Annotated in this window: 40 protein-coding genes and 2 pseudogenes; 5 read left to right on the top strand and 37 right to left on the bottom strand. The window is 34.6% G+C overall.

Annotation, left to right across the window (positions count from 1 at the left end; all coding sequences use genetic code 11):
- Position 1: 1 nt before the first annotated feature.
- From DES48_RS08640 to DES48_RS08580, 15 genes and pseudogenes are all read right to left on the bottom strand, one after another.
- Positions 2–385 carry a DUF3168 domain-containing protein gene (locus DES48_RS08640; RefSeq protein ID WP_113868497.1) on the bottom strand — a complete coding sequence of 128 codons (384 nt, stop codon included), beginning with the start codon at positions 383–385 and terminating at the stop codon, positions 2–4.
- On the bottom strand, positions 385–777 hold the full coding sequence (locus DES48_RS08635; protein WP_113868495.1) for a hypothetical protein: 393 nt from the start codon (positions 775–777) through the stop codon (positions 385–387). The genes DES48_RS08640 and DES48_RS08635 overlap by 1 nt, the downstream gene beginning before the upstream one ends.
- A complete protein-coding gene (locus DES48_RS08630) occupies positions 774–1,142 on the bottom strand; it encodes a phage head-tail adapter protein (protein ID WP_113868493.1) in 369 nt (122 codons plus the stop codon). Before DES48_RS08630 ends, DES48_RS08635 begins: the two co-directional genes overlap by 4 nt.
- Positions 1,129–1,437 carry a phage gp6-like head-tail connector protein gene (locus DES48_RS08625; protein ID WP_425451872.1) on the bottom strand — a complete coding sequence of 103 codons (309 nt, stop codon included), beginning with the start codon at positions 1,435–1,437 and terminating at the stop codon, positions 1,129–1,131. The genes DES48_RS08630 and DES48_RS08625 overlap by 14 nt, the downstream gene beginning before the upstream one ends.
- A gap of 17 nt (positions 1,438–1,454) precedes the next feature.
- Positions 1,455–2,621: a phage major capsid family protein gene (locus DES48_RS08620; protein WP_113868489.1), complete on the bottom strand. Its 1,167-nt coding sequence runs from the start codon at positions 2,619–2,621 to the stop codon at positions 1,455–1,457.
- A 25-nt stretch (positions 2,622–2,646) separates the two neighbouring features.
- Entirely contained in the window at positions 2,647–3,426 is a 780-nt protein-coding gene (locus DES48_RS08615; RefSeq protein ID WP_113868487.1) for a head maturation protease, ClpP-related, read from the bottom strand.
- Positions 3,410–4,552, bottom strand: coding sequence for a phage portal protein (locus DES48_RS08610; protein ID WP_113868485.1), 1,143 nt, complete (start codon positions 4,550–4,552; stop codon positions 3,410–3,412). Before DES48_RS08610 ends, DES48_RS08615 begins: the two co-directional genes overlap by 17 nt.
- Positions 4,553–4,570: 18 nt before the next feature.
- A complete protein-coding gene (locus DES48_RS08605; RefSeq protein ID WP_113868483.1) occupies positions 4,571–6,256 on the bottom strand; it encodes a terminase large subunit domain-containing protein in 1,686 nt (561 codons plus the stop codon).
- Between the two features lie 3 nt (positions 6,257–6,259).
- Entirely contained in the window at positions 6,260–6,589 is a 330-nt protein-coding gene (locus DES48_RS16510; RefSeq protein ID WP_245911347.1) for a hypothetical protein, read from the bottom strand.
- Positions 6,590–6,616: 27 nt separating this feature from the next.
- Positions 6,617–6,775, bottom strand: a pseudogene (locus tag DES48_RS16505) (helix-turn-helix domain-containing protein); the annotation flags it as partial.
- A 156-nt stretch (positions 6,776–6,931) separates the two neighbouring features.
- Positions 6,932–7,090, bottom strand: coding sequence for a hypothetical protein (locus DES48_RS15905; protein WP_170126189.1), 159 nt, complete (start codon positions 7,088–7,090; stop codon positions 6,932–6,934).
- Positions 7,091–7,096: 6 nt separating this feature from the next.
- Positions 7,097–7,441 (bottom strand): HNH endonuclease, encoded by a 345-nt coding sequence (locus DES48_RS08595; RefSeq protein ID WP_113868523.1) that lies wholly within the window; start codon positions 7,439–7,441, stop codon positions 7,097–7,099.
- Between the two features lie 64 nt (positions 7,442–7,505).
- Entirely contained in the window at positions 7,506–8,411 is a 906-nt protein-coding gene (locus DES48_RS08590) for an RCC1 repeat-containing protein (protein ID WP_113868481.1), read from the bottom strand.
- 96 nt (positions 8,412–8,507) lie between these two features.
- Complete coding sequence (locus tag DES48_RS08585; RefSeq protein ID WP_113868479.1) at positions 8,508–8,891, bottom strand: hypothetical protein; 384 nt, start codon at positions 8,889–8,891, stop codon at positions 8,508–8,510.
- Positions 8,892–8,977: 86 nt separating this feature from the next.
- Positions 8,978–9,520 (bottom strand): YjcQ family protein, encoded by a 543-nt coding sequence (locus DES48_RS08580; protein ID WP_113868477.1) that lies wholly within the window; start codon positions 9,518–9,520, stop codon positions 8,978–8,980.
- A gap of 110 nt (positions 9,521–9,630) precedes the next feature.
- On the opposite strand from DES48_RS08580, the gene DES48_RS16380 reads away from it, so the two are divergent.
- Positions 9,631–9,759, top strand: a complete 129-nt coding sequence (locus DES48_RS16380) for a hypothetical protein (RefSeq protein WP_281269232.1) — start codon at positions 9,631–9,633, stop codon at positions 9,757–9,759.
- Here DES48_RS16380 and DES48_RS08575 read toward each other — a convergent pair.
- Positions 9,749–10,489: a hypothetical protein gene (locus DES48_RS08575; RefSeq protein ID WP_113868476.1), complete on the bottom strand. Its 741-nt coding sequence runs from the start codon at positions 10,487–10,489 to the stop codon at positions 9,749–9,751. The two genes, DES48_RS16380 and DES48_RS08575, sit on opposite strands and share 11 nt — an antisense overlap.
- Positions 10,490–10,632: 143 nt before the next feature.
- Complete coding sequence (locus DES48_RS08570; RefSeq protein WP_113868474.1) at positions 10,633–11,028, bottom strand: hypothetical protein; 396 nt, start codon at positions 11,026–11,028, stop codon at positions 10,633–10,635.
- Between the two features lie 244 nt (positions 11,029–11,272).
- Here DES48_RS08570 and DES48_RS08565 point away from each other — a divergent pair, with 244 nt between their 5' ends.
- Positions 11,273–12,049 (top strand): hypothetical protein, encoded by a 777-nt coding sequence (locus tag DES48_RS08565; RefSeq protein WP_113868472.1) that lies wholly within the window; start codon positions 11,273–11,275, stop codon positions 12,047–12,049.
- A gap of 104 nt (positions 12,050–12,153) precedes the next feature.
- Here DES48_RS08565 and DES48_RS08560 read toward each other — a convergent pair whose 3' ends face one another.
- From DES48_RS08560 to DES48_RS08495, 15 genes are all read right to left on the bottom strand, one after another.
- Positions 12,154–12,555 carry a hypothetical protein gene (locus DES48_RS08560; RefSeq protein WP_113868470.1) on the bottom strand — a complete coding sequence of 134 codons (402 nt, stop codon included), beginning with the start codon at positions 12,553–12,555 and terminating at the stop codon, positions 12,154–12,156.
- A gap of 48 nt (positions 12,556–12,603) precedes the next feature.
- Positions 12,604–12,918 (bottom strand): hypothetical protein, encoded by a 315-nt coding sequence (locus tag DES48_RS08555; protein ID WP_113868468.1) that lies wholly within the window; start codon positions 12,916–12,918, stop codon positions 12,604–12,606.
- Positions 12,919–12,970: 52 nt separating this feature from the next.
- Positions 12,971–13,396 carry a single-stranded DNA-binding protein gene (ssb, locus tag DES48_RS08550; protein WP_113868466.1) on the bottom strand — a complete coding sequence of 142 codons (426 nt, stop codon included), beginning with the start codon at positions 13,394–13,396 and terminating at the stop codon, positions 12,971–12,973.
- A 128-nt stretch (positions 13,397–13,524) separates the two neighbouring features.
- Positions 13,525–13,899 (bottom strand): HNH endonuclease, encoded by a 375-nt coding sequence (locus DES48_RS08545; protein ID WP_113868464.1) that lies wholly within the window; start codon positions 13,897–13,899, stop codon positions 13,525–13,527.
- Between the two features lie 155 nt (positions 13,900–14,054).
- The gene (locus tag DES48_RS08540; protein ID WP_113868462.1) at positions 14,055–15,164 is read right to left on the bottom strand and encodes a DnaD domain protein; all 1,110 of its coding nucleotides are present in this window, start codon (positions 15,162–15,164) and stop codon (positions 14,055–14,057) included.
- Between the two features lie 74 nt (positions 15,165–15,238).
- A complete protein-coding gene (locus DES48_RS08535; RefSeq protein WP_113868460.1) occupies positions 15,239–15,991 on the bottom strand; it encodes a phage antirepressor in 753 nt (250 codons plus the stop codon).
- Between the two features lie 60 nt (positions 15,992–16,051).
- Positions 16,052–16,759 (bottom strand): hypothetical protein, encoded by a 708-nt coding sequence (locus DES48_RS08530; RefSeq protein ID WP_113868458.1) that lies wholly within the window; start codon positions 16,757–16,759, stop codon positions 16,052–16,054.
- Positions 16,759–17,148, bottom strand: a complete 390-nt coding sequence (locus DES48_RS08525) for a replication terminator protein (RefSeq protein WP_113868456.1) — start codon at positions 17,146–17,148, stop codon at positions 16,759–16,761. The genes DES48_RS08530 and DES48_RS08525 overlap by 1 nt, the downstream gene beginning before the upstream one ends.
- A gap of 46 nt (positions 17,149–17,194) precedes the next feature.
- A complete protein-coding gene (locus DES48_RS08520) occupies positions 17,195–17,395 on the bottom strand; it encodes a hypothetical protein (protein WP_113868447.1) in 201 nt (66 codons plus the stop codon).
- Positions 17,396–17,398: 3 nt separating this feature from the next.
- Positions 17,399–17,668 (bottom strand): hypothetical protein, encoded by a 270-nt coding sequence (locus tag DES48_RS08515; RefSeq protein WP_113868445.1) that lies wholly within the window; start codon positions 17,666–17,668, stop codon positions 17,399–17,401.
- Positions 17,665–17,793, bottom strand: a complete 129-nt coding sequence (locus tag DES48_RS16375; protein ID WP_281269231.1) for a hypothetical protein — start codon at positions 17,791–17,793, stop codon at positions 17,665–17,667. Before DES48_RS16375 ends, DES48_RS08515 begins: the two co-directional genes overlap by 4 nt.
- Positions 17,793–18,020 carry a hypothetical protein gene (locus DES48_RS08510; RefSeq protein ID WP_113868443.1) on the bottom strand — a complete coding sequence of 76 codons (228 nt, stop codon included), beginning with the start codon at positions 18,018–18,020 and terminating at the stop codon, positions 17,793–17,795. Before DES48_RS08510 ends, DES48_RS16375 begins: the two co-directional genes overlap by 1 nt.
- Positions 18,017–18,280 carry a hypothetical protein gene (locus DES48_RS08505; RefSeq protein ID WP_113868441.1) on the bottom strand — a complete coding sequence of 88 codons (264 nt, stop codon included), beginning with the start codon at positions 18,278–18,280 and terminating at the stop codon, positions 18,017–18,019. The genes DES48_RS08510 and DES48_RS08505 overlap by 4 nt, the downstream gene beginning before the upstream one ends.
- Positions 18,281–18,297: 17 nt before the next feature.
- Positions 18,298–18,477 carry a helix-turn-helix transcriptional regulator gene (locus DES48_RS08500; protein WP_113868439.1) on the bottom strand — a complete coding sequence of 60 codons (180 nt, stop codon included), beginning with the start codon at positions 18,475–18,477 and terminating at the stop codon, positions 18,298–18,300.
- A 74-nt stretch (positions 18,478–18,551) separates the two neighbouring features.
- The gene (locus DES48_RS08495) at positions 18,552–18,761 is read right to left on the bottom strand and encodes a helix-turn-helix transcriptional regulator (protein ID WP_113868437.1); all 210 of its coding nucleotides are present in this window, start codon (positions 18,759–18,761) and stop codon (positions 18,552–18,554) included.
- A 161-nt stretch (positions 18,762–18,922) separates the two neighbouring features.
- Here DES48_RS08495 and DES48_RS08490 point away from each other — a divergent pair, with 161 nt between their 5' ends.
- From DES48_RS08490 to DES48_RS08480, 3 genes are read left to right on the top strand one after another with little or no spacing between them, the layout of a single operon-like run.
- A complete protein-coding gene (locus tag DES48_RS08490) occupies positions 18,923–19,255 on the top strand; it encodes a helix-turn-helix transcriptional regulator (RefSeq protein ID WP_113868521.1) in 333 nt (110 codons plus the stop codon).
- A gap of 10 nt (positions 19,256–19,265) precedes the next feature.
- On the top strand, positions 19,266–19,724 hold the full coding sequence (locus tag DES48_RS08485; RefSeq protein ID WP_113868435.1) for an ImmA/IrrE family metallo-endopeptidase: 459 nt from the start codon (positions 19,266–19,268) through the stop codon (positions 19,722–19,724).
- Between the two features lie 48 nt (positions 19,725–19,772).
- On the top strand, positions 19,773–20,915 hold the full coding sequence (locus DES48_RS08480; protein WP_170126187.1) for a tyrosine-type recombinase/integrase: 1,143 nt from the start codon (positions 19,773–19,775) through the stop codon (positions 20,913–20,915).
- A 69-nt stretch (positions 20,916–20,984) separates the two neighbouring features.
- Here DES48_RS08480 and radC read toward each other — a convergent pair.
- From radC to pilM, 5 genes and pseudogenes are all read right to left on the bottom strand, one after another.
- Positions 20,985–21,446: pseudogene (gene radC, locus DES48_RS08475) on the bottom strand (RadC family protein); the annotation flags it as partial.
- Positions 21,447–21,646: 200 nt separating this feature from the next.
- Entirely contained in the window at positions 21,647–22,564 is a 918-nt protein-coding gene (locus tag DES48_RS08470) for an SPOR domain-containing protein (protein ID WP_113868431.1), read from the bottom strand.
- Between the two features lie 171 nt (positions 22,565–22,735).
- The gene (gene pilO / locus DES48_RS08465; RefSeq protein WP_079708368.1) at positions 22,736–23,302 is read right to left on the bottom strand and encodes a type 4a pilus biogenesis protein PilO; all 567 of its coding nucleotides are present in this window, start codon (positions 23,300–23,302) and stop codon (positions 22,736–22,738) included.
- Between the two features lies 1 nt (position 23,303).
- Positions 23,304–23,831 carry a hypothetical protein gene (locus tag DES48_RS08460; protein ID WP_079708367.1) on the bottom strand — a complete coding sequence of 176 codons (528 nt, stop codon included), beginning with the start codon at positions 23,829–23,831 and terminating at the stop codon, positions 23,304–23,306.
- Between the two features lie 29 nt (positions 23,832–23,860).
- Entirely contained in the window at positions 23,861–24,772 is a 912-nt protein-coding gene (pilM, locus tag DES48_RS08455) for a type IV pilus biogenesis protein PilM (protein WP_113868429.1), read from the bottom strand.
- Positions 24,773–24,781 lie beyond the last annotated feature (9 nt).

The following is a 24,781-nucleotide window of genomic DNA, read 5'->3' as shown; positions in this document are numbered from 1 at the left end:
CCTATAAATTATTAAAATCTTCTATATACAAAGAACCACGATATCTTCTAGCATCGCGGAAAACACCTTGATCATATTCTTTTGGACCTGCTGTTTGTCTAAAGCCAAATTGATTCCAAATCACATCGCGAATCTTATCAGCGATTGAATCAGTTAATTTTAGATCACGGCTCCATACATCAATCTGCAAGTAGTAATCTAGTTTTGTCCACTTGTTATCTGCAAAATCAATTGGTGTCGGTGGATCTACTGGATCAATTACGACAAAAACACCAGATACATCACCTGTCTCTGGATATTCATAAAATTTAATACGTCCTTCAGCATTATCTTTAATATAGGTCTCAGCAATTAAAGCATCATAAACCATGTCTAATATATCCATCACAAAGCCCCTTTCAATGCTTTCTTGACCGCATTTCGATAAGCTTTTTCACTATTTTTTAACGCTCTAGCAATAGCACCTTTACCAGCCGGATTAGGATTGTTGATGGTTCCCCATTCGTTTAGATGAATAATACGGTAACGACCCTCAGGACCACGCCAGTGTATTTTCATTGTCCTTATATCATTCTCCCAAACAGGACCCGTAATAGTAATTTCATTAATACTTGCACCCGTGTCTTTAAAACTCTCGAACTCTTGTTTTAAAACTTTCACGAATTCATTGGCAGCATCTAGTAATGCTTTATCACTAATACGCTGCATGGCTTGTTGTCCAAGTTTTTTCTCAAGTTCATTTTGTAGTTTTTTTAGTCCCTTTATTTTCACACTCACGTTACCAACTCCGCTATCACATTAATAAAACGATTGTTCTGTGGATCTGGCTGAACGTGTTTCACGTTGTACCGATTATTCTTGTACTGTGGATGATCGATCGAAATATAATGCTTATCTGTCGGTATATAATCCTGTAACGGATCTCGAATGACAATCGTGATGTCTGATAACGTGCCATTTGACTTGGCTAGTTCGACATCTTTTAACCACACCTCATCAATCTTGGCCATGCATTCATATAAAACATTCTTCTCTTGCTCACCTGGTTCAGGACCTTGATTCGGTTCATATTCATAGAATATAGTAGGTGTTCTCAGCTGACCACTGTGTACTCTAGGCGGTTTATACTTAAACTCCCTCATCGGTTTCACCTTCTTTATAAAAGAGCATATCTAAACCCAGACCCAAAATATCACTTTGGAAATTGTCATCAAAATATTCAACCGCATCATTGTAAGCGTACCTGGTACGTTCTAGTACTAATTCTTTTGCTCTAATATCCAAGTTCGTTTCTCCTGTTAAATCAAAAGATCCACATGTACTTTCTACAAAAGCAACAGAAAAGGACAACAACCTTGTGAGATTGTCATCCTCTCCGCTATGTGATATGTGCATGCGTTCTTTAAACGTTTGTATTAATTCTGGTGTGATGCTCAACCACATCACCTCCCTGCTTAGGCTCCTTCTGGTTCGGTAACAGCATTATTGAATTCAATATTGAGATCATAAACTACCGCTGTTTTATTATCATCTGGTTTACCGTTTGCAAATTGTTTAATGGTATATAAACGCGCATCTTCGATAGCTAATGTTTCATCAAACTTATTTGTTTTGTAACCCCCTGCTATAGCAGCGAGATATTTGCCTTGAACGAAAAACAATACTTTTCCTTCTGGAACTTCCTCAGATTCTATTGGGTTAATATTGTAAGGTAAGTTTAATACCCACTGGCCATTCGGTGTTTGAATAGTATTTCCAATTTCGATTTTGATTTTATCGATAGGATTAGCAACCATCACAATCTTATTGGCTACTTTACGAGTCTTGCCTTTTTCATCTTTTGATAAATTGACAATTACCTCACCTAATTCTTTAGCAACTACTTCTCCTTTTTCAGATGACGAAAATGTCAATGTTCCGGAAGATGTTTTGTCAGTAACAGCACCTTCAGCTGAAACATCTTTCATCAGTCCGATTGGTTCACTTTGAGCTGGTCCGCGTCCACTAACTAAACCATATTCCATACCAACAGAATAAGACTCCACCAGAATTGTACGAACATAACGCTCAACCCATACTGGACCAAGTGCTAACATATCTTTTGGAATGACAGCAAAAGCCGTAAGTTTTAAGTGACCAATTTCTTCTTCAGTAAATGCAGCACTAATTTGCCCTTTAATTTCACCGAATAATTTTCCCCAAGCATAAGCCTTCGTTGGATCTGATTTAATAAAACGTGTAACCGCCCCTAAATCTTGTAACCCAATTGCATCCAATAAAGGATGAGACTCAACTAAATCTTCAAATACTCTTTCTTGGGTTGTAACAGGTAGAATAGAATCTTCTTCAAATCCTTCAGAACTGATGACCTCATTGAAGAATTTCTTTTCTTCTGTGGTTAATACATTTTGTCCACGAGTAGCTAAAATTTGATCATCCATTTGTTGCGTTCGAACCTCTGCAGTAATTTTCTCTGTTAAATCTTCAGCAAGAGCTGTCTGCATTTCGTCCCAGGCAGTTGCGACCTTCTCCTGGTCTTGCTCATCCGCTTTTACTAATTCCATATAGGCTTCTTTCTTAGCCTGAAAATTGTCCATTTTCCCTTTTAATCTAATTGTCATTCTATATTCCTCCAATATTTTTGAATTAAAAAATGAACCCTTTTCGCTTATTCTGCGTTGGTGCAGAAGGCTTAGGTTCATTTGATTGATTATTATTTAATTTTAATTCGTTTAGGATTTCTTGCTTAAAATCTACAAACATTTGTTTTACTGTTTCTTTATCGATTGCCTGTTTAGTTTTACCTGGTACTTTGTTTAACTTGCCTTGTCTAATACCATCTATAACTTCTTGCGGTATTAAATTAGCTTCACCATTACTGGCAGAAAGCTTTATCTCATTATCAAACATGATTTCATCAACAAAGCCTTTCTCAAGGGCATCTTGAGGTGTGAGCCATGTTTCTTCTCCCATTAATTCAAGCAGTTCTTTTTCTTCCATCCCACTTTTTAATCGGTATGCATTAGCAATGGTTTTATCAGTGTTTTGTAGCATATGCGCTGTTTTACCCATTTCACGGTGGTCTCCCCTAGAAATCATTGAAGCATTATGAATCATGATTTCTGCTGTTGGCGCTATCATCACCTTATCCCCCGCCATTGCAATAACGCTTGCAGCTGAAGCAGCTAGTCCAACAATTCTTGTTTCCACGTTTCCGTCATAAGATTTTAAGTCAGTATAAATTTCAGATGCAGCATAAACTTCACCGCCTCCACTGTTTATTATAACTTCTAAATCCTCACCATTTGCATCTGTAATCTGATCTGCAATCAATTTGGGTGAAGTGTGTTCAATATCAAATAGCTCATAAATCCATCCAATATCACTAGATACGATAGCACCTTTTACGTTAATTCGTTTCGGCATTATTATCACCTCCTTCAGATGATTGATAATTTTTCGTTTGGTAGTGCTCATCAAGTCTTGGATCAGTAGATGGCTCATCTCCCAATTTGACCCTTATTTCATTTGGCGTGTATGCCATGCTGGCAATCAGCTTGTCCACAGCATCTGCTACTTCGAGTGGATTTAACTCTGCAATCCCACGCACTTCTATTCTCTGACCAGTAAGATAATCTGCTTTTTCGATTAGTTTTGTGTTCAGCTCATCAGATAGTTTTTTTGTAAGAGGACCAATGCAAAATTTGATATAGGCTTTTATACTTGTTTCATATTCTGCTAATTCTCCGTGCACAAGAGCAGTTGGAATGCCAAGTATATTCGCTACATTGTCAACTAGCGTTCTCTTCAACTTTGAAATTTCTTCTACCGACTGCCCTTTGCTATCACCATTTGCTACTTCATCGTACGTAAAACCTTTAAGCTTAGGTACCAAGGCAACCGTATTATTTCTAAAAGATGTGAAAAGTTTATCTATAAATTTCTGGAGCTTGTTTCGATTCTCTTCCGATAAGTCTTGGTTTGTTTCTACCCCTACAGTTCCCCTAATTTGATGATTTCGCATACTTATTTCAATCATGCGACTATACAAATTGCCAAAATCATCAAACATACCTGACATAAATCTTTTAAGTTTCTCATTGTTATATTCAAGATAAATGACTTTATCCATCTGAAACGTCCGGTTAAAAGTATAATCTTTTACGGTAACGTTACGAAAAGTATCAGGGTAAACAGCATATTCGACTCTTTCAAAATCATCCGCAATTAGAAGGTCATTATTATCTGTCAAAATAGCCAGCACTTCGTTTTCGTCAATCAGTCGATAAATAAAATCTTGCCAAAATGCAGAAGCTGTCTGATCTGTGTTAGGTCGAACATTTAATAAATAATGCCAGTCGTCAATTTGACGTGACCCATCTTTCATAATCCTAAAATCAGATTGACTCATTGATCTACCGATAAAACTGATGCACGTTTCTAAAGCCATTTGTTTTAAATAAGCACGGTAGTGCGTTTCATCAAAAAAATCCAAATCAAACATAGACTCAAGTTCACTATTACGTCCTAAAATTTTATCTATCCACCCCACTTGTTGTAATCACCTCCTTTAGAAATTCAAAGATTCGAGTGCATCAAACGAATTATCTACGTCTACGGCATCATCTAGCTCAGTGGCTCGATATAAAGCATGGACAAATGCTTGGAAACCGTCTGTTTTTCGCTTCACTTCTTCTTTCTTTAAAAACTGCTTTCCGGCTTGTGTTTCCTTTACATAAACGTTGTTAGTGAACCACCGCATCAGTGGATTATCTCCAAAAATAAATTTATGATTGGCAAATCCGTCTTCTACACGAGGAGCAAGTAAAGGATGAATGCTTGAAGGTCTTCTTATAGCTTCCACTTCAAAACCTTCTGCTTCAAGTAAAGGCCTCAATATATCTAACTTATAATTATCAGCAATGATCTTCTCAACACCATATATCTCTCGCATTTCCTTAAACCAATTAACTACGTGCATTGGATTTAAGGATGGCTCATCAACAACCTTCATCAATCCATCTTTTTCCCACTTCTTAATTGGCGCTTTTTTCTCGGTGCCAAAATCATTATTGGTATTCGAATAGCCATAATGCACATCGCAGAAATGCTTAATAGCAAACGTAAAGGATTTGAATGCATATTCATCAGCTTTTTTAAACAAAAGTCCGCAAGTAGTAAAATCTCGAACACTACCAAAGTCTAATGATCCAATAGGTTTTGTATCAAGTTCAAAGAATGGTCTATTGGTTGCCATTAACTCTTCACGGGTAGCAACTGAATTTTCCATGTTATCTTCTATGAAATTCATACGCTTGGTAACAAATGCTGCACGACCAGAAGGATTATAAGCTAACTTATCGTATTCCTTCTTAACCTTGTTAAATAATCGTTTGCCTCGTTTGTTTAATGGTTCTTGAAGTGCGGGATTAGCTTTCGCCCAATTCTCCGGATTGTCCATTTCGTTTAAATCATCTAGTTCACAAATGTATGGGAATACACCACCAAACTCAACCAAGCCATTCAGAACATCTTCGCATTCCCGATATTTAATATCGAAAAATCCTTCTCGAACATAACCTTTTGTTCCAATAAAGAATTGTCTACCGCAATCAACTTTACCAAGTCCACCAGAAAATACGTCAACAATGTCCGTATCTTCCATTTCGTGATACTCGTCATAGATAACCGCACCTTCACGCCCACCATCTTGGGAGCTGGCATTACTGGTTTTATATTCGAAAACACTTTGCGTATCTGTACCAGTAATGCTACTTTTGAAAGCTTCAAATTCTTGTACTAAGTCCTCGTTACCTTTTTTGTTAATGACACGAAAGCACTCTAAGAAACTTCTCTTTGCCTGCTTTTCAGAGTTAGCAACAATCGAAACATCATAGTAGTCAATCCCGTGTAAAGGACTGATGAAGTAATTAGCAAGGGTAGAGATGAAACCATTCTTACCACCCCCGCGCCCCATGTTAATGACAAATTCATCAAATACAGGTTCATCATCTTCTTTACGGAACAAAAAAATGAATGGGGTTATAAATTTCTCCCATTCATCTAATTCGAAATACCAGGTTTCACTGAACTCTATATAATTTTCGATTTGTTCCTCATCAAAATAATAAAGTTCATCCCGTGGTAATATGTGTTTTTCAATTAAACAGATCAACTGTATTCTTTTTTTGTTAAGTAATAGTTTGCCACATTTCCAGTTCTTTATATAATCTTCAACATACTTATTGTGCAACATAGGCTATCGACGACCTAATAACTTCGATTTCCCATCATTTTTAGGTTGTGGCAATAGATCGGTTAATTGTTTAATGATCGTCTGATAGGTTTTATCTCGGTTGTCATAGTTTTCAACAATAGGTCGTTTGCGATCATAGGGTACCTGGTTCTCACTTTGCGAAAACTTTTCATACTCCCCATTTTCTAAGATGTCTTTCCAGTTATCATCTAATAAAATTCGTAGTCGTGCAGCTTGAGTGATTAATCCTTCCGCAACATCCAGTTGGTTTTTAGGGATGTTTTTAAAAAGACTTTTCAATCTTTTAGTTTCTGACTCTACACGACTCTCCATGTCATCAATTCTATCGTTTAATAAATAAAGTACAGATACACCCAACGCTTCTGCAATTCTAGCCAAGAGCTCTAAACTAGGTGAATTTTTACCTTGCTCCAGGCTTGCATAATAATTTGTTGAAATCCCTGCAAGCTTTGCAAATTCAACTTGCGTTAAACTTTTTTGTTTTCGTTTTTCTCGCATCCGAAAACCAACTTTTTGTTTATCCAAATTAATCACCTTCTTTCTGTATGGCCTACCGGGAGGGAGGGGGTAAAATATTTTGATTCATCTGCAGAGTTGATCCCCCTTCACCGGTGCCCCCGATGGTTAAAATAGCGAAACTTTTTAGGCGGGGGGCTATTTTATTCTGTATCGCTCCTTCAATTTCTCTGTTTCTACCGTAATCTCTTCTAGCAATCTTTTTTCTTTTGCGATATCCTTAGCGCCTGCACCAGGTCTTTGAATGTAATGTTGAAGCGCGTGTTTGATTATCTGTTTCTTAATATAAGGTTTCATGTTAATCTACCACCATTCATCATCCCATTTAGGTTTCTTTCTCCATAAAGAATAATCAACATATCTTCCATGCTTTTTGTTATGACAGGTAACACATTTAGTTTCTAAGTTATCAGGATCCAACGCTAGCTCCGGATAGTCTTCCAGTTCTTTAATGTGGTCAACTACTAACATGATCTTCTTACGTTTAGCAGATTCACTATACTCATTGGTGTCAACAGATACATCTCCATTACGTTTACATTCCTGACACTCATAGTTATCGCGTTTTTTTATATCTTCACGTAATAGCTTCCAAGGTTTACTGTCATAGAACTTACGCTTCTGTTGTTTGGTTTTGTATTCAGCAATCAATATCACCACATTCCCATAAATACATATATAAAAAAAGCACCCTAAAGGATGCTTTAATATACTATTCTGCTTTTATTATTGATTGAATATCTTCATCAAACTCTACTGGAGAGAGAATTAATCCACCATTATCATCATACAATTCCGAAGTGTTATCACCCCAACCATAAACTTTTCCACTTTCTCCAAGTGCAATTACAAAGTTCTTTCCAATTACTAGATCGATGATTTTTTCTGGTAAATCAACTTTCTCTCTTGAAGAAATATCTCTGTTTTGCATATCCCCAAGACCTAGCTGACCATACTGATTATTTCCCCAAGCGTATATGTCACCAGAACTTAATTTATATAAAGATTCATTTCCCACATACAATTTCGTACCTTCTTTTATTTCTGGATTCTGTGGATCAGGTGTTGGTTCAGTATTATTTTGTTCTTGGTTATACATTTCAAGAGCACCAATACTAGTAAATTTATATCCATTATTATCAGTAACATTGAGTCTATATTTTTTAAATTCATCTGTATTATTAAAGGAAAATTCTTTTGAATCCTCCCAATTAGTTACATTAGTCTGCTCATCAAGTACTAACCATTCATCTCCATTCCAACCCTCAAAAGTCCAATCTTTAGGTATTTCTTCTGAGACCTTCATGTGTTTAGTTCTTTTTTTAATTATGTACTTGTTAACTACTTTAGGTTGTTCAAATTCATAGGAAAGCCACCCTGTCTTCTCTCCTTCAGCAGTAACCCAACCATAGTCATCATTGGACTGATTAAAAGCATTGTAGGGTTGATGTCTATTACTCCATATAGTACTTGAACTAGCCTCACCAGTTGGTTCTGTATTAGATGTTAATACTGGAATCAAATTTTCAGTTTCTGAGGTTTCAGCATAAGTATTTGATAAACAAAGAAATAAAACAGCTAATATAATGATTGTTAGACGTATAATTTTTTTTGTCATGTTTTTCCTCCTATTCTTCTAACTTATATCGGTTTAAATTTAAAAAAGTTTAATCTCCTTTTATGCATAATAAAAAGACACCTCGTTATGAGATGTCTAAAAATCTTCAAATTTTGGTTCACCTGTACTTATCATTTTCTCAGTAACTTCAATATCCTCTGCAATTTTATCAACTTCTGACTGCAGCAAGCTACTTCTTGCGTATTTTGAAACTACAGTTATGCCAAAAGCGATAATCTGTTCATCAACTCCATTCAGACTATCATCCTGTTCATATTTATCTTTGTATTTTGACATAATTCTTAAATCTTCATCTGGTAGATCTTCAACTACTGTATTGTTATTAATTGCGTCTTTTACTATTTCTATAGATTGCATTGTATCTTTTGCAATATTCTCATCTACATTTTCATCGATACCATTTCCACATGCACTTATTAATAAAAGTATAACTGCTAAAAACAATAATAGCTTTTTCAAACGATAACCCCCTATGTATGTTACATGGAATTTTATCAGTTATTGGATTGTTTTGCCAGAAGAAAAGCCACCTCGTTATGAGATGTCTATAATTTAACCCAATCTCTTAATTCTTTTACTAAACCGTAAACGGTTTTCATTTTAGAGTGTTCATCAACATATTTTTCTCCTTCAGGAGTAAGTCTTGGGCTACCAACAAACGAACCCGAAAAGTCAATAGTGACATTAGTAATATAACCATCTTCTTTGAGTTCATTTACAAAAAAAATAAAAGTTTCTGAATCTAATCCATATAATTCCTTTGAGATGTCATTACCTTTATCTAACTCTTTAAGAATACTATACCTTAGTTTTCTTCTATCAATATTATTAGGTGCTTTATGGTCAAACGGATTATTTTCTATAAATTCGTAACCTTTTAGTGTTACTCTTCCACCTCTGGTTAGTAGAACTAAAACCTTATTTTCTTGCCCTCCTCTTTGCACAGTGATATTTTCTGCTAATTTTTCATCCCGCAGAATTTCCACATAACTACCGAATTTTTCTTTATCTAAATCATAATTGGACATTTTAATATCGTTATTTTCATCCAATTCTTTTAACATTTTAGACAGAACTACCTTTTTCACTTATATCTCCTCCTTCTCATCAATCATTTCGACAAAAATAAGTAAATTCCTGCAAAAGTAGCAGGAAGATTTAATCATTTATAGAAATGTTATAAAAAGGAGGTGATGAAATGGAGAAAAGACCCAGTAGTAAACCAATAGAGAAACCAAGTGGTTTACCATCAAAACACATTAAACATTCTGCCGACAAACCATCTTATACTAGTAAACCATCAAGACCAGTAAAACCTAAGAAGTAATTCCATCTGGAAATCTTTCGTTAAACTTTTTTTGTGCCTCCAGAGCACGATTTAAATTGTAGACATTTATAATTACACCATTATCTAAGTCTACATAAGTTTGTTCAATTTCAACATCGTAATAATCCATTACATTTGCCCAATGTTCTACAGCCTCGAGTACAATTGCATGTCCAGTTTCATGTGCTCGAGGTACTCTTATTAAAAATCCTTTTATAGATTTTTCTTGTCCTTCTCTTTTCAACTCAACTACTTGCCCTTGATTATTCAGAAACATTGAATCCCATACTGTTGAATGCGCTCCTAATGACGCTATTTTATTATTTGTTCTTACCTTGTTCACTTGATCAATCAGTTTTTTATAAAGATCTTTCGAAATGAATCTAGCTAAAAAGAAACTAACTATTACTGTCAATAGAGTATAAAATAAAATAAACCATATATTCCCCGACAACGTCATTAAATCTGTTAAATTATCAACATAACTCCATTCTTTCTTTAAAATTGGTATATCAAAGCTTGGATGAAGAGCTTCCCAGCGTGAAGCAAATGCTAGTATATTATAGATTGCAAGGATAATACATATGATTGGGATCCACAATAAAATACTAATGACTGCCATTTCACCATTATTCTTTTTAGAACTCGGAGTTATCCCAAATAAATTTATCCAGAAATACGTTATTAATCCTGGTACAGTGAAAATAATCAATGCGATAATTTCTTGCATCCAAACCCCTGCCTTTAAATTTAAATTGTACTACCCTAGGTTTATGTTGCTACCTAACAGCACATTAAAGTATAAATTGTACTTGTAAAGTTTTCTATACTATTACTATAATTCATTTTTTCAATAGTTTCTATCGCATTTATTCATGTTAAATTAATGTGAAGTGCAAAATCTATCATTTTCATAATCTGAGCATGCTTATTATAAATGTAGTTTGAACTGTAATTCATTTCATGAGCGATTAGCGCTAACGTTTTTCCTTCTACGTATTTTTTATAAAGGATGCGGTTTTCCAATCCTTTGAACATGCTAATAAGTTTTTTTGCATCATACAGATCGTTCATCTTATGCGCTAATTCATATTCTACATTCTCTATTACCTCTTCTAGTTTAGCTGCTTTTGACTGATCGTTTAATTTAATATTTTCTAAATCGCCTTTTATCCATCTATCTAATTCTTTTTTATTTCTGGTAAGCTCGAAGTCTAAGTAAATTATTTCTTCTTCTATCTTTTGATAGTCTTGTAACCATTCGTACACATGCTCACCTACCTTTTAATCTTCCACAATATTCAAATAAGAGCTCCGCTTCATACTTATCATAAATATCAACCATAATGTATTGCTATATGATAGGGTAATATTTTTGCACCATCTTTAAATTTGGATGCTGCATGCTTCCCATTGCCCTTTAGTATCCTTTATATATGATAATTACCTACCTTCCTAAACAAATGGGTATATTTACCGATATAATTATTAAAACTAAAAGGAGACTATTATATTGAATATAAACCTATTAAACACAATAATTACTACAGTAGCTGCAATTTTTACAATAATACAGATTACAAAGGAGTTTATTAAACCAAAGACTTCTATATTAGTCCAACAAAAATTTGTGAATGGAGATGACATTTATATCGATGCATCCACTACAATCAATAAACCTCCTTATCATAATAATAACGATGATGGATTTGAAACTGCAGCTCTCAGAGTGGGCTTGGCGTTCTTAATAATTAGCATTATACTAAGCTTCTATTCTTTAACTTATGAGTTCATTTCTATGATTGGATTATTGATTCTTAGTATTACTATATACAAGGACACTAAAATTCCTTTTGAAAATCATAAGGCTAAAATTCAATGGGCTTTTAAAAATATCACTTATATTGCTATTATTTTTAGTCTTTTATTTATCCCTAAGTCCGTAGAAGCTGTAATTGTCCAAATACAACCAATGCAATTTGATTCTTTACAAACATTATTAAATTCCATAACTTACAACATTAAATTTGTTTGGAATCTACTTTATAATGATACGTTAACTGCTAATAATGTAATAGGACGTGTCTTAGTTAATCTAGGTATAATTTATTACTTCACCGTTTTATTAATAACAAAACGAAAAGTACATAATGAACGTAGTTTAAAAGATATGAGCACTTTTATTCTTGTTATGATTCTTATTATCATAGTGTCAAATATAGATTCCTTTTGGAACTTAATAGAACCTTTAAGAGACAATATAGAAACTTGGTTTAACTCAACTAACTAAGCAATCCTTAGTGTGTTTATTTGATAAATCGAGATACCTCCAGTAATCTAATTTACTTGGTATCTCTTATTTTGTTATAGAGACTTGAGTTACAGGTCTCTTTTTTAAAAGACGCTATTGTTACTACCATCTGCAAGATCTATTCGAACTTTATATTTAAGAGCATTGATTTCTTCAACAGTTGTTTTAAAAGCAGTATTCCAACGCTTATATTGTATATCCGCTTCGATTTCTTTTCTTCTTATGTCTGCAACAGCTAAATCGGCTGCAGCAGACTTATTACCTTTTGCTTTTATATACTCTTCGCTATGTATTAATTTCCGCTTAATATATAGCTGTTTGTTAATTTCATAATATATCGTGGATAGTCGGCCAATAAATATTAATTGCTTTGATAACAAATAGATTTTGTCTACTTTATCTTCCTGAGTTAATTTATCAATTATTTTTTGATATCGAATAACCTCAGTTTTGTTCTCTACGATTTTTTGGTTGACTTTCTCCATAGACAAATCATTCCTCATTTTAGTGACAAATTTTAATCGGAGTTTGACTTAGCTAACTTTGTAGACTGTCATTAAATTATGGTGTAATGGAACATCTAAAATATTTCTGTAGAAATCCCCTTTTCCAGTTATAAACCCATAAGGAACCTTACAAGGGCTTTTTCCAAATTCTATCCAAGCACTTTCAGCATCATATTGTCCGAATTGCTTTACCCAGTAACTCTTTTCTTTTTCAGATAATTCCGCCCAATTTTTGTAAAGTGAATCTACATTTTCAATATCACAAATTCTCGCCCAACCTTTATTATTTTCGCACCAGTTAAGAGCATTGCGAGAAGCTTGTTCTACTGAATAAGTCTCCATTTTAATCCTCCTTCCTTACTTCACATTTTGTATCTAATAGTGTTACCACTGTTCAAAACGGTAAATCATCGTCACTAATATCAATAGGCTCTCCTTGCTCTACAAGCGGATTATTATCACCAGTTTTTTTATCATCTTGATTTGAAGAGGATATTTTATTCTTTGATTCTAAGAATTGAACGGATCCAGCTAATACTTCCGTGACAAAAACCATTTTTCCGTCTTGGCCTTCAAAATTTCTTGTTTGGATGCGCCCATCAACGCCAATTAAATTTCCTTTGTTCATAAAGTTTGCTAAGTTCTCAGCTGGTCTTCTCCAGATTACACAGTTAACAAAATCCGCTTCATGATTACCTTGTTGACTGGAAAAAGGTCTATTTACTGCAATAGTAAAGTTAGCTACAGCGATGCCATTAGGTGTATATCGTAAATTTGGATCTTTCGTTAATCGTCCTACTAGTACTACTCGATTCATCATTTTAATGCTCCTTACTCAGATAAAAATAATATAGCTATAATGTGTAGGCTTTGATTTATATGTCTTGATGGTAGTAATTACATCACCATCGGGAGTTTCCTGATGGTGTTCTTGTACATATAGTTTTGTCATAAAAGATCACCTTTTTCATCAAGCTTTGCTTCCTGCCAATATTCAAACCATTTACGACCTTGTTTACTTGGCTCACCATATGGTCCAAGGCATTTATGATGCGCCCAATCATGGCACAATCGGCACACAGTTGCTCCATTCCGTTTGGTACCTAAACCACCCTTACTTTTATAAATAATATGATGTGGTACCGATTCTATCTTATGACTGCCACACTTTACACATCGATATCCATCGCGTTTGAAGATTGCTAGTTTAATAGCTTGAGTAAAGTTTTTATTTTTAGGTGCTTTCAGCTTCTTTTTTGTTTTTAACCCAAGCTGTTTCTCCTTGGAATACGGATGAAATTCATTACTTAGGTTTACCGTCATGCCTATCTTCCTCGATCGTTGCTTTAAATAATTTTCTATAGCATTCCCAACATAGATGACTGCCCCAATGATGCGCTGGTTGTTTCTTGCACTCGACACATGTACTCACTTGCAGCACCTTCTTATAATTTAATTTGTAAATCCTTGAATTTAGTTTATGAAGATTTGCTCCTAGAACCTTTTTTCTTGTTATATTGATTTAATAGCTGACTAACATCTTGCTTCTCTTCAAGCGATTCTGATGATACAGTAGCCGCTTGTTTCGCTTTTTCTTCGCTTTTCTTTTTCTGTTCAAGGTACCAGTTCGGTACATCCTCAACTTTATAATTGGAATAGCCTTTTCTGCTTTTAAGCATCTGTTCGTTATAACGACGAGCATCCTCCAAAGTCTTAACACCGTAAGTACGCCAATTATTAAAAACCGCTTCGATAAAAGCTACACCTTTGGCCTCTTTTTTAGCTGCTAGTTTTAATGCTGCCAACATCAAATCTTTGCCCCACTCAGCGTAAAATTTACTAAGCAATTCATAATTAAAAGGTGTTTCTGTAATTGCCTTTTGAAGATTATCGCGGTAGAAATCAAGTATTTCTTTAAACCCAGGGTCATCAATACCACTACCACCACTATCTTTTATATTTTCTATTTCTTGTTGTTGTTGTTTTTCTTTATATTCTTCTTTTTCTTCTTCTTCTTCTTTATTTTGTCCACTTATCGTTAACGAGTCGTTAGACGTATCGTAAGAAGCATTGATATGACTGGTTTCTTCATTTTTGCTATGTTGCGAAACGTTGGACGTATCGTGTGACGGTTCGCTAGACGTATCGTTATCCGTATCGTGCGACGATACGTTATACGAATCGTACAACGCTTTTATTTCCTTTTTTTGAATGCGTTCTCCAACATAAGTAATTAAACTAGTATCTTTTACTTCTTTTAATTCAGATCGGACACAATCTTCAACGGGTTTTCCGCCTTTATTAAGGTTGTATCTGCCCCAATTCTTTATGGCTATTTCTCGTGTTTCGTCATTGTAAGAAATGACTTTATGATGATTGATGAAACGATCCATAATCGCGTTTACACTTTCAATTGAATAACCTGTATCGAAAGCAATATGTTTCTTAGTAATTACATAAATGCCTATCTGCGTTGTCTTTGGGTTAGTTAATAAGTATAAAAAGAAATATTTATCTTCAGGAGTAAATTCTTCAACAATCTTAGGGTCACTCCAGAAATCTGTTTGTATCATTCTAAATTTAGCCATGTAGACCACCTTTTCTTATGTGATGTATAATAGGTAGGTGTAGGACAGTGTTGCAGCACCATCCTACGTTTGTTTTAAGCAGATCTATCTAATAATGGATAGATACCGCGAGACTTTAAGATCTCGTGAATAAATAAACGTCCTTTTTGGGTCCACCTGGTATGTAATTTAACACCAGTGGTCCCATCTTTTTTGTTATACTCTGTTGTCTTAGATTTCGTATAACCTTTTCCTTGGTGCTTACCATATAAAAGCCATTGGCCATTCATCTTGTACTGAACCCCCGCTTCATGAAGAAGATCATTCAGCTTTTTACCGCTTAGACCATAATCTTTGGATATTTGTGTTATATTAACAGCATCTTTAGAAGCAAGTATTTTATCTACGTAATTCACCTTTGGTTCATATTCCTGAACACGCTGTTCTAACATTAACTTTTCTTTTTGCTCTTCAATCCAGCGCTCTGCTCGTTTTATTGGATCTTCAATTGTATAAGAAGCGGTACCTAATTCATATTTACCTGACTTTCGAATCGAAGGAATAACTTCATGGGTTACCCATCGTTTAAATTGCTTTGCCTCAGGTTTTCGACTTGATAAAACTAAGTTATAAAGACCAAATTCATTAACTGCTATCATTGATTGTTTTCCTCCAAGGGTGTCCACTTGTACCGGCTCCCTTTCATCATCATCTAATCTAGAAACAGCATCACGATATTTGGTAATATTCAAAATGGTGCAAACATCCTTAGCAATGAACCACAATTCATTTTCTTTCGTGAGTATTCTTAACTCATTACCTTCAAACATCTTCATCAGTTGGTTCATATCTTCACCTCGTTGTTATAGATTAATAGGTACCGCTTAAAAGCAGTACCTATGTATTTGTTAAGAGATAATGTGAACGTCACCCGAATCAATTAAATCTTGTAACTCTCTCATAAGATGATCTTTTATATTATCCATAGCTTCTAACTCCCAAGCCCCACTATCTGCTTCAAATAGCGCACATTTTGCCCCTTCCTTCATTCGAAAAACAAAATTGCTTTCTGGTTGATCGATTTCAACAAAGGTACGGTAAGGTGATAACATAACTGGGTTAGGTACTTTTACATCGCCAACTTGTGCAATACCAGTTCGTGCTACAACAGATTGACTCACTCCATCATCACCAAAAGTTTGAACCGCTTCTTCTCTAATATTGCCTACAACTTGTAACATGATTTTTCGATCATCATTGTCTAGAAAACATGACTGTAATTTAATATTGAAACTTTCTGAATCGTAAAATGAATCAAATCGAAAATCCGGTAACAAAGCGGAAGCTCTTATCCATTTTTGTCGATTATAATCATCATTAAGAGTTGAATAAGCCACAACCGATGTTGCACTTTCTATTTGAATCAGCACATTGTCTAGTTCATCAAAATTTGACTTTAAGTAATCAATTAAACCTGACAGCGATCGAACATCTATTGTTCTTGCAGAAGGGCTTTCTAATAGATTCATAGAACCTGTTGCATATGCTTGACCATTAACCTCAACAACATCCTTGTTACCCAACTTCACTAAGTATTCCAATGCTTCTTTGATCATTATTTACTTCCTCCTTGTTTTTGAAGATCTACAACATTTTGTCCTCTGTCGTCTTTTACTTCATAAGATTCTGGATCAAAATAGGTCTGATCTTTAATACCACTCTTTAATTCAGCTGCAGTGGCATATCCTGCTTCGTCTCGATCTAGAATAAGTGTTGATCCGATACTCTTTCTTGGAGCAGGAGTTGCTTTCACATCAATATTTACATCAGCTAGTTCCCTATTCTCATTAGCCTCTAGAGTTAAAGTAACTTGCAACTTCCGCTTTTTTTGAGCATCCGTATTAGGGTCTGCGATGTTTTGAAGTAAGTTTTTTAATTCATAATTAATGCGTTCAGCAAATGCCCCATCCGCTAATGTATTTAAGTTAATTATTGGTTCTACCATTTCCCCTTACCTACCCTTCATGCTATAATTGGTTTATATAGTTTGTTTATAGATTCGTGTTGGTAGCACGGATCTTTTTTGCGTTAATTAAATCTAAAAGCGTCTTTTCATTACCAGATAATGAATCAACTAACCAAAATTCCTCTTCATAAATATAAATTTCATCGCCACAAAATACTTCATTCCCAAAAAAGTCATTTCCGTATTTATCTTTATCTATTAGGTAATCCCTTTGTTGATTGACCAACTTTTATCGCCACCTTTCATTAAATAAACCACTACATAAACCTTGCTTATTTTGTTCAAGTAATTTTATAGCTTCATCTGTGCTTAACTTTTGTTTATGCATTCTTTTAAGTTCCATTGTTATAGCCGTAGCATGGTTGCTATACAATAAAGACTTATCAAAGTTCCCCTCATCTCTTTCGATTTTTGCTAGATTCAAATAGTGTTCGTGCTGTTGCATCAAAGTGTTAGCTCGATATTCATTAGACTTTGTAAAATAATCACTTAGTTTCAATCTACGTCACCTCGATCCGCTTTTTCGTACTCAGCTATTTTGTCAGCCTTACGAGCAAGAATTAAATTTGTCACAGTTATCAATACTGCTGCAGTAATGAAAACAATCATCGTTACCGTTGCCATCAGATCACCCTTTCTTGACTAATTTCTTTATACAGAGACATCACTTCTGGATAAGCTTGCTTAAACGCGGCTATTCTTAACTGGCCGGTACGTGGGATATCATAAACATTTTCCATATCTGTCGTGAGTGCTGATAGTCTAATTGCTTTAAGGGTGTTGTCTTGAACTTGTTTGATCTCTTCGAAACGATTACAAAATTGATTAAGATCATTTGTTTTTGTTATCATTGTTCTCCTCCTTTAACTCTTGCGTAGAAGCCAGCAAATAGTGGCCAGCCTTCAGGTGTTTTTTCATGTAACATTTCCTCATAAGTTATCTCATGATACTTAATACCGTTATCATCATAGGTTTGAATTTCAATTTGACTATAAGTATTCAAGTCAACTCGACCATCTTCAGTTGCTAAATATGCTTCACCATTTTCTACTACTGTTGTTCCAATTCTGTAACCATCCATACGATCAATAAGATCTTGGTAATAAATCATTCTGACTCACGTTCCTTTCATTTATTTCCTAACCACTCATCAATAGCATCTAGATTAAAAACAAGAATTCTTGGTGATGGTCGCTGATGCGGTATCTTGCCTTGCCTTAATAGTGAAAATATTGTTGACTCACTGATTGGTACCCCCTGAGTATCAAGGTATCTTGATAATGCTTTTGCTCCCCTTACATTTCTCATTCCTACACCTCCTGTCTGTCTTTTAGCTGTTTCTGGAAATATTATGTTTTGCATGAACTAAATCCGCTTTTAATTTATCTACTTAAAGTAGAGTGTTTTTTAAAAAAAATTTCATCAATTGAAATACCTGTAATTGTACAGAACTCTTTAGCTTTACCTAACGGCATTGCATCGGGGCATTGCTCCCATTTCATGTATGTTTGGCGGTGGACACCAAGATTTATCGCCATTTCCGCTTGACTCAACTCACTAAATTGTCGAGCCTGTTTTACTGTCAACCCCATATTGTTATCACCTCGTTTTTGTTTTATAAGTCAATACTAATCTACTAAAAGTAGAATGTCACAACAAAATGGCTGTGTTTTTCTACTTTTAGTGTTGAATTTATTCAACTTCTTATATATAATCTACTTATAATAGAATTTGTAAAAAAAGGGAGATAACAATGGGAATTAGTGAAAATTTGAAATTATTACGAGATAGATATGATCTTACACAACAAGAATTAGGCGAAATTGCAGGTGTATCTGATAAAGCAGTTTCTACTTGGGAAAAAGGAGAAAAGACTCCTAGGATGGGTGCTATTCAAAAAATAGCAGACCACTTCAATATTAAGAAAAGTCAACTTATAGAAGATAGTGGATTAGATCGCGTTAAAGAAGATAAAGGTCAATATACAATAGCTGCGCATCATGATGGTGAAGATTGGTCTGAAGATGAATTAGAAGAAATAAAGAGATTTAAAGAGTACCTGCGCTCAAAACGCGATAATAACTAGGGGGATATTTATGTATGAATGCTTACAGTTAGAAGCTGCAAAACTACATATAGACGTTCAAGAACATCACATGAAAGGAAAAATAAAAGGTCTCTATAGTGACAATGTGATCTGGATTAACAAGCGGATTAAAACACAAACAGAAAAAGCTTGCGTATTAGCAGAAGAATTGGGTCATCATCATATGACCGTTGGAGATATTCTAGATCAATCCAAAATATTTAACGTGAAACAAGAGAAGCTTGCTAGAAAATGGGCCCATCAAAAGCTAACGCCACCAGAATTGTTTATAAAAGCATATAAGAATGGTTGTAGGTCAAGATATGAAATTGCAGAGTACTTAAACGTGACAGAGGAATTTTTGAAGGAGAGTATTAAATACTTTCGCGAAAAGTATGGAAGAGAAATAAAAATAGACGATTTTACTTATCTTATGCTGGATCCACTTGGGGTATATGAATTATTTTGATGCCGTGTAAAAAATTAGAACGTGTATTCTTACAAGGAGATGAAGGTTATGGCAAGTTATGATGATTTAGGCTTTGGAAAGTTTAAAATTTATGTAGAGCTTGGTTACGACGATCGAGGAAAACGAAAAAGAAGAACAAAAACGGTTTCAGCTAGGAGTCAGAGAGACTTAAATAAAAAAATACGTGATTTTGAAATTAAGTGTTTTAATGAAAAAGATGAACCAATCGACAAAATTAGTTTTAAAAGTTTTGTGGAGCGTTGGATAAAAAATCACGTTAAGCCAAATTTGACGTTAACTAGCAAAGAGTCCTATGAGTATTTATTAAACGACTGTGGCATTTTAAATCACTTTGGAGAAATGAAATTAAAGGACATAAAAAAATATCATATTGTAGAGTACCTAGCTAATGAACAAGCAGAAAATAAGCCGCTTATTCCTAATAAGTATCTTTTATTAAAAAGTATTTTTGCTCGTGCGTTTGAATGGGATGTAATTAGCAGCAATCCGACAGCCGGTATCAAAGAACCAAAAAGAGATAAGAGAAAAGTAGACTTTTACAACGAACAAGAATTAAACCATCTCTTTACTGTACTGAATGATTGTTATCCCAAGCACAGAATTATGATAAAATTAGCCGCTATAGGAGGTTTAAGAAGAGGAGAGATACTAGGGATACGTGAAGAATCAATTAATTATGATAATAATTCTATCTATATCGACAAGCAATTAAGATATGATAAGCATTCAAAACAATTTTATCTAGCACCAGTAAAAAACAAAAAACCACGAACCGTATATTTTCCAAAAGAATTTATGGATGAATTGGACAAATATCATCTGCAGTTTAAAGCAAGACGTATGCAAATGGGTAATTTATGGCGTGGAATATATGACGAAAATGACGAGATGATTAATTTATTACTGGTAAGAGAAGATGGTTACCCTACTCACTTAAATACAATGCGAAACCAATGGGATAAGATTAAAAAAAGGTATGACTTAAAAAATATATCCTTTCATCAATTGCGCCACTCTTGTGCATCTTTAATGGTTAAGAAAGGCATTAACTTTAAAGTCATACAAGAAAGACTAGGACACGCTAATATTGGTATAACGCTAGACCTTTATTCTCACTTAGAAGAGGATCAGCATAAAGAAAGTGCTAATGTTTTTGAACATTTATTTTAACGTTGGTCACTTTTTCGTCACTCCAGGCTATTCCGAATCGGAAAACATTGATATATCAGTACCTATAAAGCGAAGGTGTACAATGGAGGCATTCAAACTTCCGATAAAAATAGTCTGACGATGGATAACTTGATTTTTTGTATTTAGAAACAAACAAACAAAATGTTCTTGTTTTAACAAACGCATCTCTTCCATCACAAAATCGGCTCCATCTTCTGGACTACGGATACAATAACGATCTTGTGGCTTTAATTGATTGATACGTTTTCCAAGTTCCACAGCAGCTAAAAGTGTAACAGCTTTGACGTTTCCAATCCCTTTAATTGCGGTTAATTCTTCAAGCGTACAATCTTGTAATAAGCGTATCCCTTCAAAATGCATTAGCACACGTTCAGCCAAAGATTGGACAGATTCATCCCTTGTTCCAGTTCCTAATAAAATAGCGAGTAACTCTTGATTTGAGACATGTGCTGCGCCTAATTTAGCCAGCCTTTCTCTCGGGCGATCTTCTCTAGGTACATTTTTCATCATAACGTGTAGATTTGTCACTACTTTCACCTCATTCAGTTTGAATAATGTAACTAGTTTACGAAGATGCGAATCAAAAAACAACTAGCTAAATATTAACTACAATGCTATTTTGTTGGCTATTCTGCAATTTCACAGTTGGATTGATGAGAAATCGATGAACAATAATAGGGTGATTAGTAATTTTGTCACATTGAAACAAATTATAATTGGCTATAGTAATACCATACTTCAAAAAGATTTATATGAATAGTTGGCACTGCTTGTTTTTCCTCTAATGCGACTAAGAGGTTTTGGGCCGATTTATTGAATGAATGAAGCGAATCTGGTGACTCTTTTGGTGCTGATTCTAGCCAAGCTTTCCACGCTTCCGCTTCTTTATATAAAGCTTGTTCATCTGTTATGCTAGTGACGGTAGTATTCCATAAACTAGAGAATACGCCCAACCACTCTTCTACATTTGCGTTTATACTTGCCTCTCTTTCTTCTGTCCTCCACTCTCTTGCGTATCCTTCAAGTCCTTTTTCCGACATTGCAGCGACTAATTGATCAGCTTCTGACTCGGTTGTAAATAGGTTAGTAAATAACCGCACTCCTTCATCCGTGTTCCAGGAAAAAGCTTGATACCCGGCATCGCTGAGCTTTTTTTTCCATTCATCCGCTTGTGCCGCAGTGGAAAATACGCCTGCTTGAACGACATAAGCACTCATAGCATTTATTGTAATTGTTTGTTGTATTTCATCATTTGTTGTTTGCCCACTCTTTTCTTCCACTTGATCTGAACTTACCTCCGTTTCTGTTAGCTGTTGATTTGTAGCATTTATACTAGGATCTTTCATTTCGACAAACATTTTTAACACAATGAACCCAAAACTAATGCCAACAATAATAGCAACGATGACTGTTAATATAGTTAACTTTAACTGGTTATTCTTTTTATTTGCAACGTTAGTATACGTCGATTCTCTACGCTCATATATATCTGGTTCTTCTTGGGAGTCGATAGATGCAGCTTGTTCGTGAAACCATTTTTGTGAAGACGCATCCGTTTCATCTGAATCGTTGCTTTTATTTAACGTTCTATTATTCAATTTGACAATGACTTTTTTCTTATTATCCATCAAATCCGCTCCATTTCTACTTTTCCTATTGATCGATACTCTATCACAATCGGGTTAAAAAGAAAGGCGAGACGTGTCTATTGCGGTATGCTATTTTTCTACAAAATTATGTTTCGTTAAAGTGAGATACTAAAAAAAGTGATGCCATATGCATCACTCTTAAAAAAGTTGTTATTCTGCTGATTGTTTCATTTCTTGCTGGGGAGCGGATTCAAAAGCAGAGATTGTAACTGTAGCTTCAATTCCTTCGCCTTCACTCGCTTGGGTATATTCTAATTGTGTAATCTCTAGTAGTTGTTTTGCATCATTTAAGGCACGAATAAACTTTTCCATATTTACATAACTGTCAGCACTAAAACCAATTTGAAAGTCTGCTGATTGCAAGCTAGGATAGTTTTCTGGAAGCGTGCGTGCTTCACCTGTGTTTATATTCAGTAGGTTAACATTAGAAGTTCCTTCGATTGCTTCTAATTCAAGTAGTAATGTATCAACTGATGTGGCAATTGGTAGCTGACTGTGCAATTTTTTCGATCGTTCGTTGGCTTCGTTAAGAGCTTCTTGATTTTCATTCGCATTATTAATCACTTCTCTTTGTATAGCTATTTCTTTTTTAAGTTGATTTACTTGTGCTTGATCAGTATGAATAAATTGAGAATATCCGTATAATCCAACAATAAGCGCAATAAGTAAAATAAGGATAAGTGCGATTGAATGTTTTCTATTCCATTCCAAATTCATATTAATCAACTTCCTCTATTAAAGACTGTTTATCAACTGTAAACGTAAATACAGTAAGATAGGATTCATTTTTATTTTCCATGCTAACTAGACTAGATTGGCCAATAAAAGGTAATGCTTGCATTGAACGTGCAAATGCTGCTCCATCACTAATCGAATTTGTGCGAATACTTACCCGCAATCCTTCCGCAATAGTAAATGCATAATTCTCTATAAAGCTTTGCTCCGGCACCACGCTATTAATTTGATTAACCAGAAACGTACTAGGATAAATAACTTCCCCTAATTGATTAATTTGATTTTCTAACGTATCTACTTGCTGGAATACTTGATTTTGTTGATTAATCTCAGTTAATAAAAGCCTATTCTCAGCTTTCGTTTCAAGTAACGCATTTTGTTTATTTTCTAAGTGCGCATGGTAGATCAAGAAACTAACACTAATTAGCGCGATAAGCAACAAACTAATACCAGCCAAAAGATATGGAGACGCGTCACTTTTTTTCTTTTCAATTAAATTAATCTCTATCATGCTGTTATCTCCTTCGCTCACAATGTGTTCTACTGACTTTTTAAGCTCAAACCAGATAATTCTGCATATTTTGCAGGTAGCTCATGATAAGAATCAAGCGTCTGAACAGGAAGATTAAATCGTTCATTTAGCGCTTTATTTACATAAGGTAAATTCGGAAAATCTCCTGTTAGTAATATACTATTAATTTGTGCTTCATTATTCATAATAGAATACTGATAAAAATCCAAGAAACGTTCAATGGTAATAAATTGTTCTTCGATTACATCTTGAAAAAATTCATCAGTTGTCTCAATGGATTCCACAAAATCAAATCTAGAAAGATGAATATGACGGTTAAATATCGGCCGATTAGCATGAAACACTGTTAACACAAGATCAGTTTTTCTCCACTGCACTAATAAAAGATGCTCATTTTCCCTAGTTAGCTCAAACTGCTTGAAGACACGGTACACTGATAAGAAAGATAGATCAGCAACCGTTAATTTGCAATTAGCCTCTTCAAATAACGCAATATAAGATTGTAGTCGTTCTTTTGGATAAGCAAATAGTAAAATCCTTCTACCTTCATCCGTTTCTTCAATAGAAGCAAAATCAATTACCGGATCCTTAAATGGGAGACGTATACTATTATTCAATTCAAAATAAATATATTTCTTTATCTCTTCTTGCGTCAACTGCATCGGAACGGTTTCTTCACGTAAAGTTACGAATGCATCTGGTACGCAGATAGCAATATTTTTTCGTTTCCACTTTTTATCATTTATTAATGCTCGAACCATACCTAATAAGGTGACTTTATCGATGATCTTGCCATCTTCTATTAAACCCGGCTCTAGTTCGATTTCCCCGTAATCCATACCTTTTTTATCTTCATGAAGGTAGCGGAGCACTGTGTCCGTTAGCATTAGATTAACGGTGTCTTTCGTGAAAAATTGCATAATAATCCA

Source organism: Paraliobacillus ryukyuensis (genome assembly GCF_003315295.1).
In the GTDB taxonomy this organism is placed as follows: Bacteria; Bacillota; Bacilli; order Bacillales; family Amphibacillaceae; genus Paraliobacillus; species Paraliobacillus ryukyuensis.
This window is presented reverse-complemented; position numbering and strand designations above follow the sequence as displayed.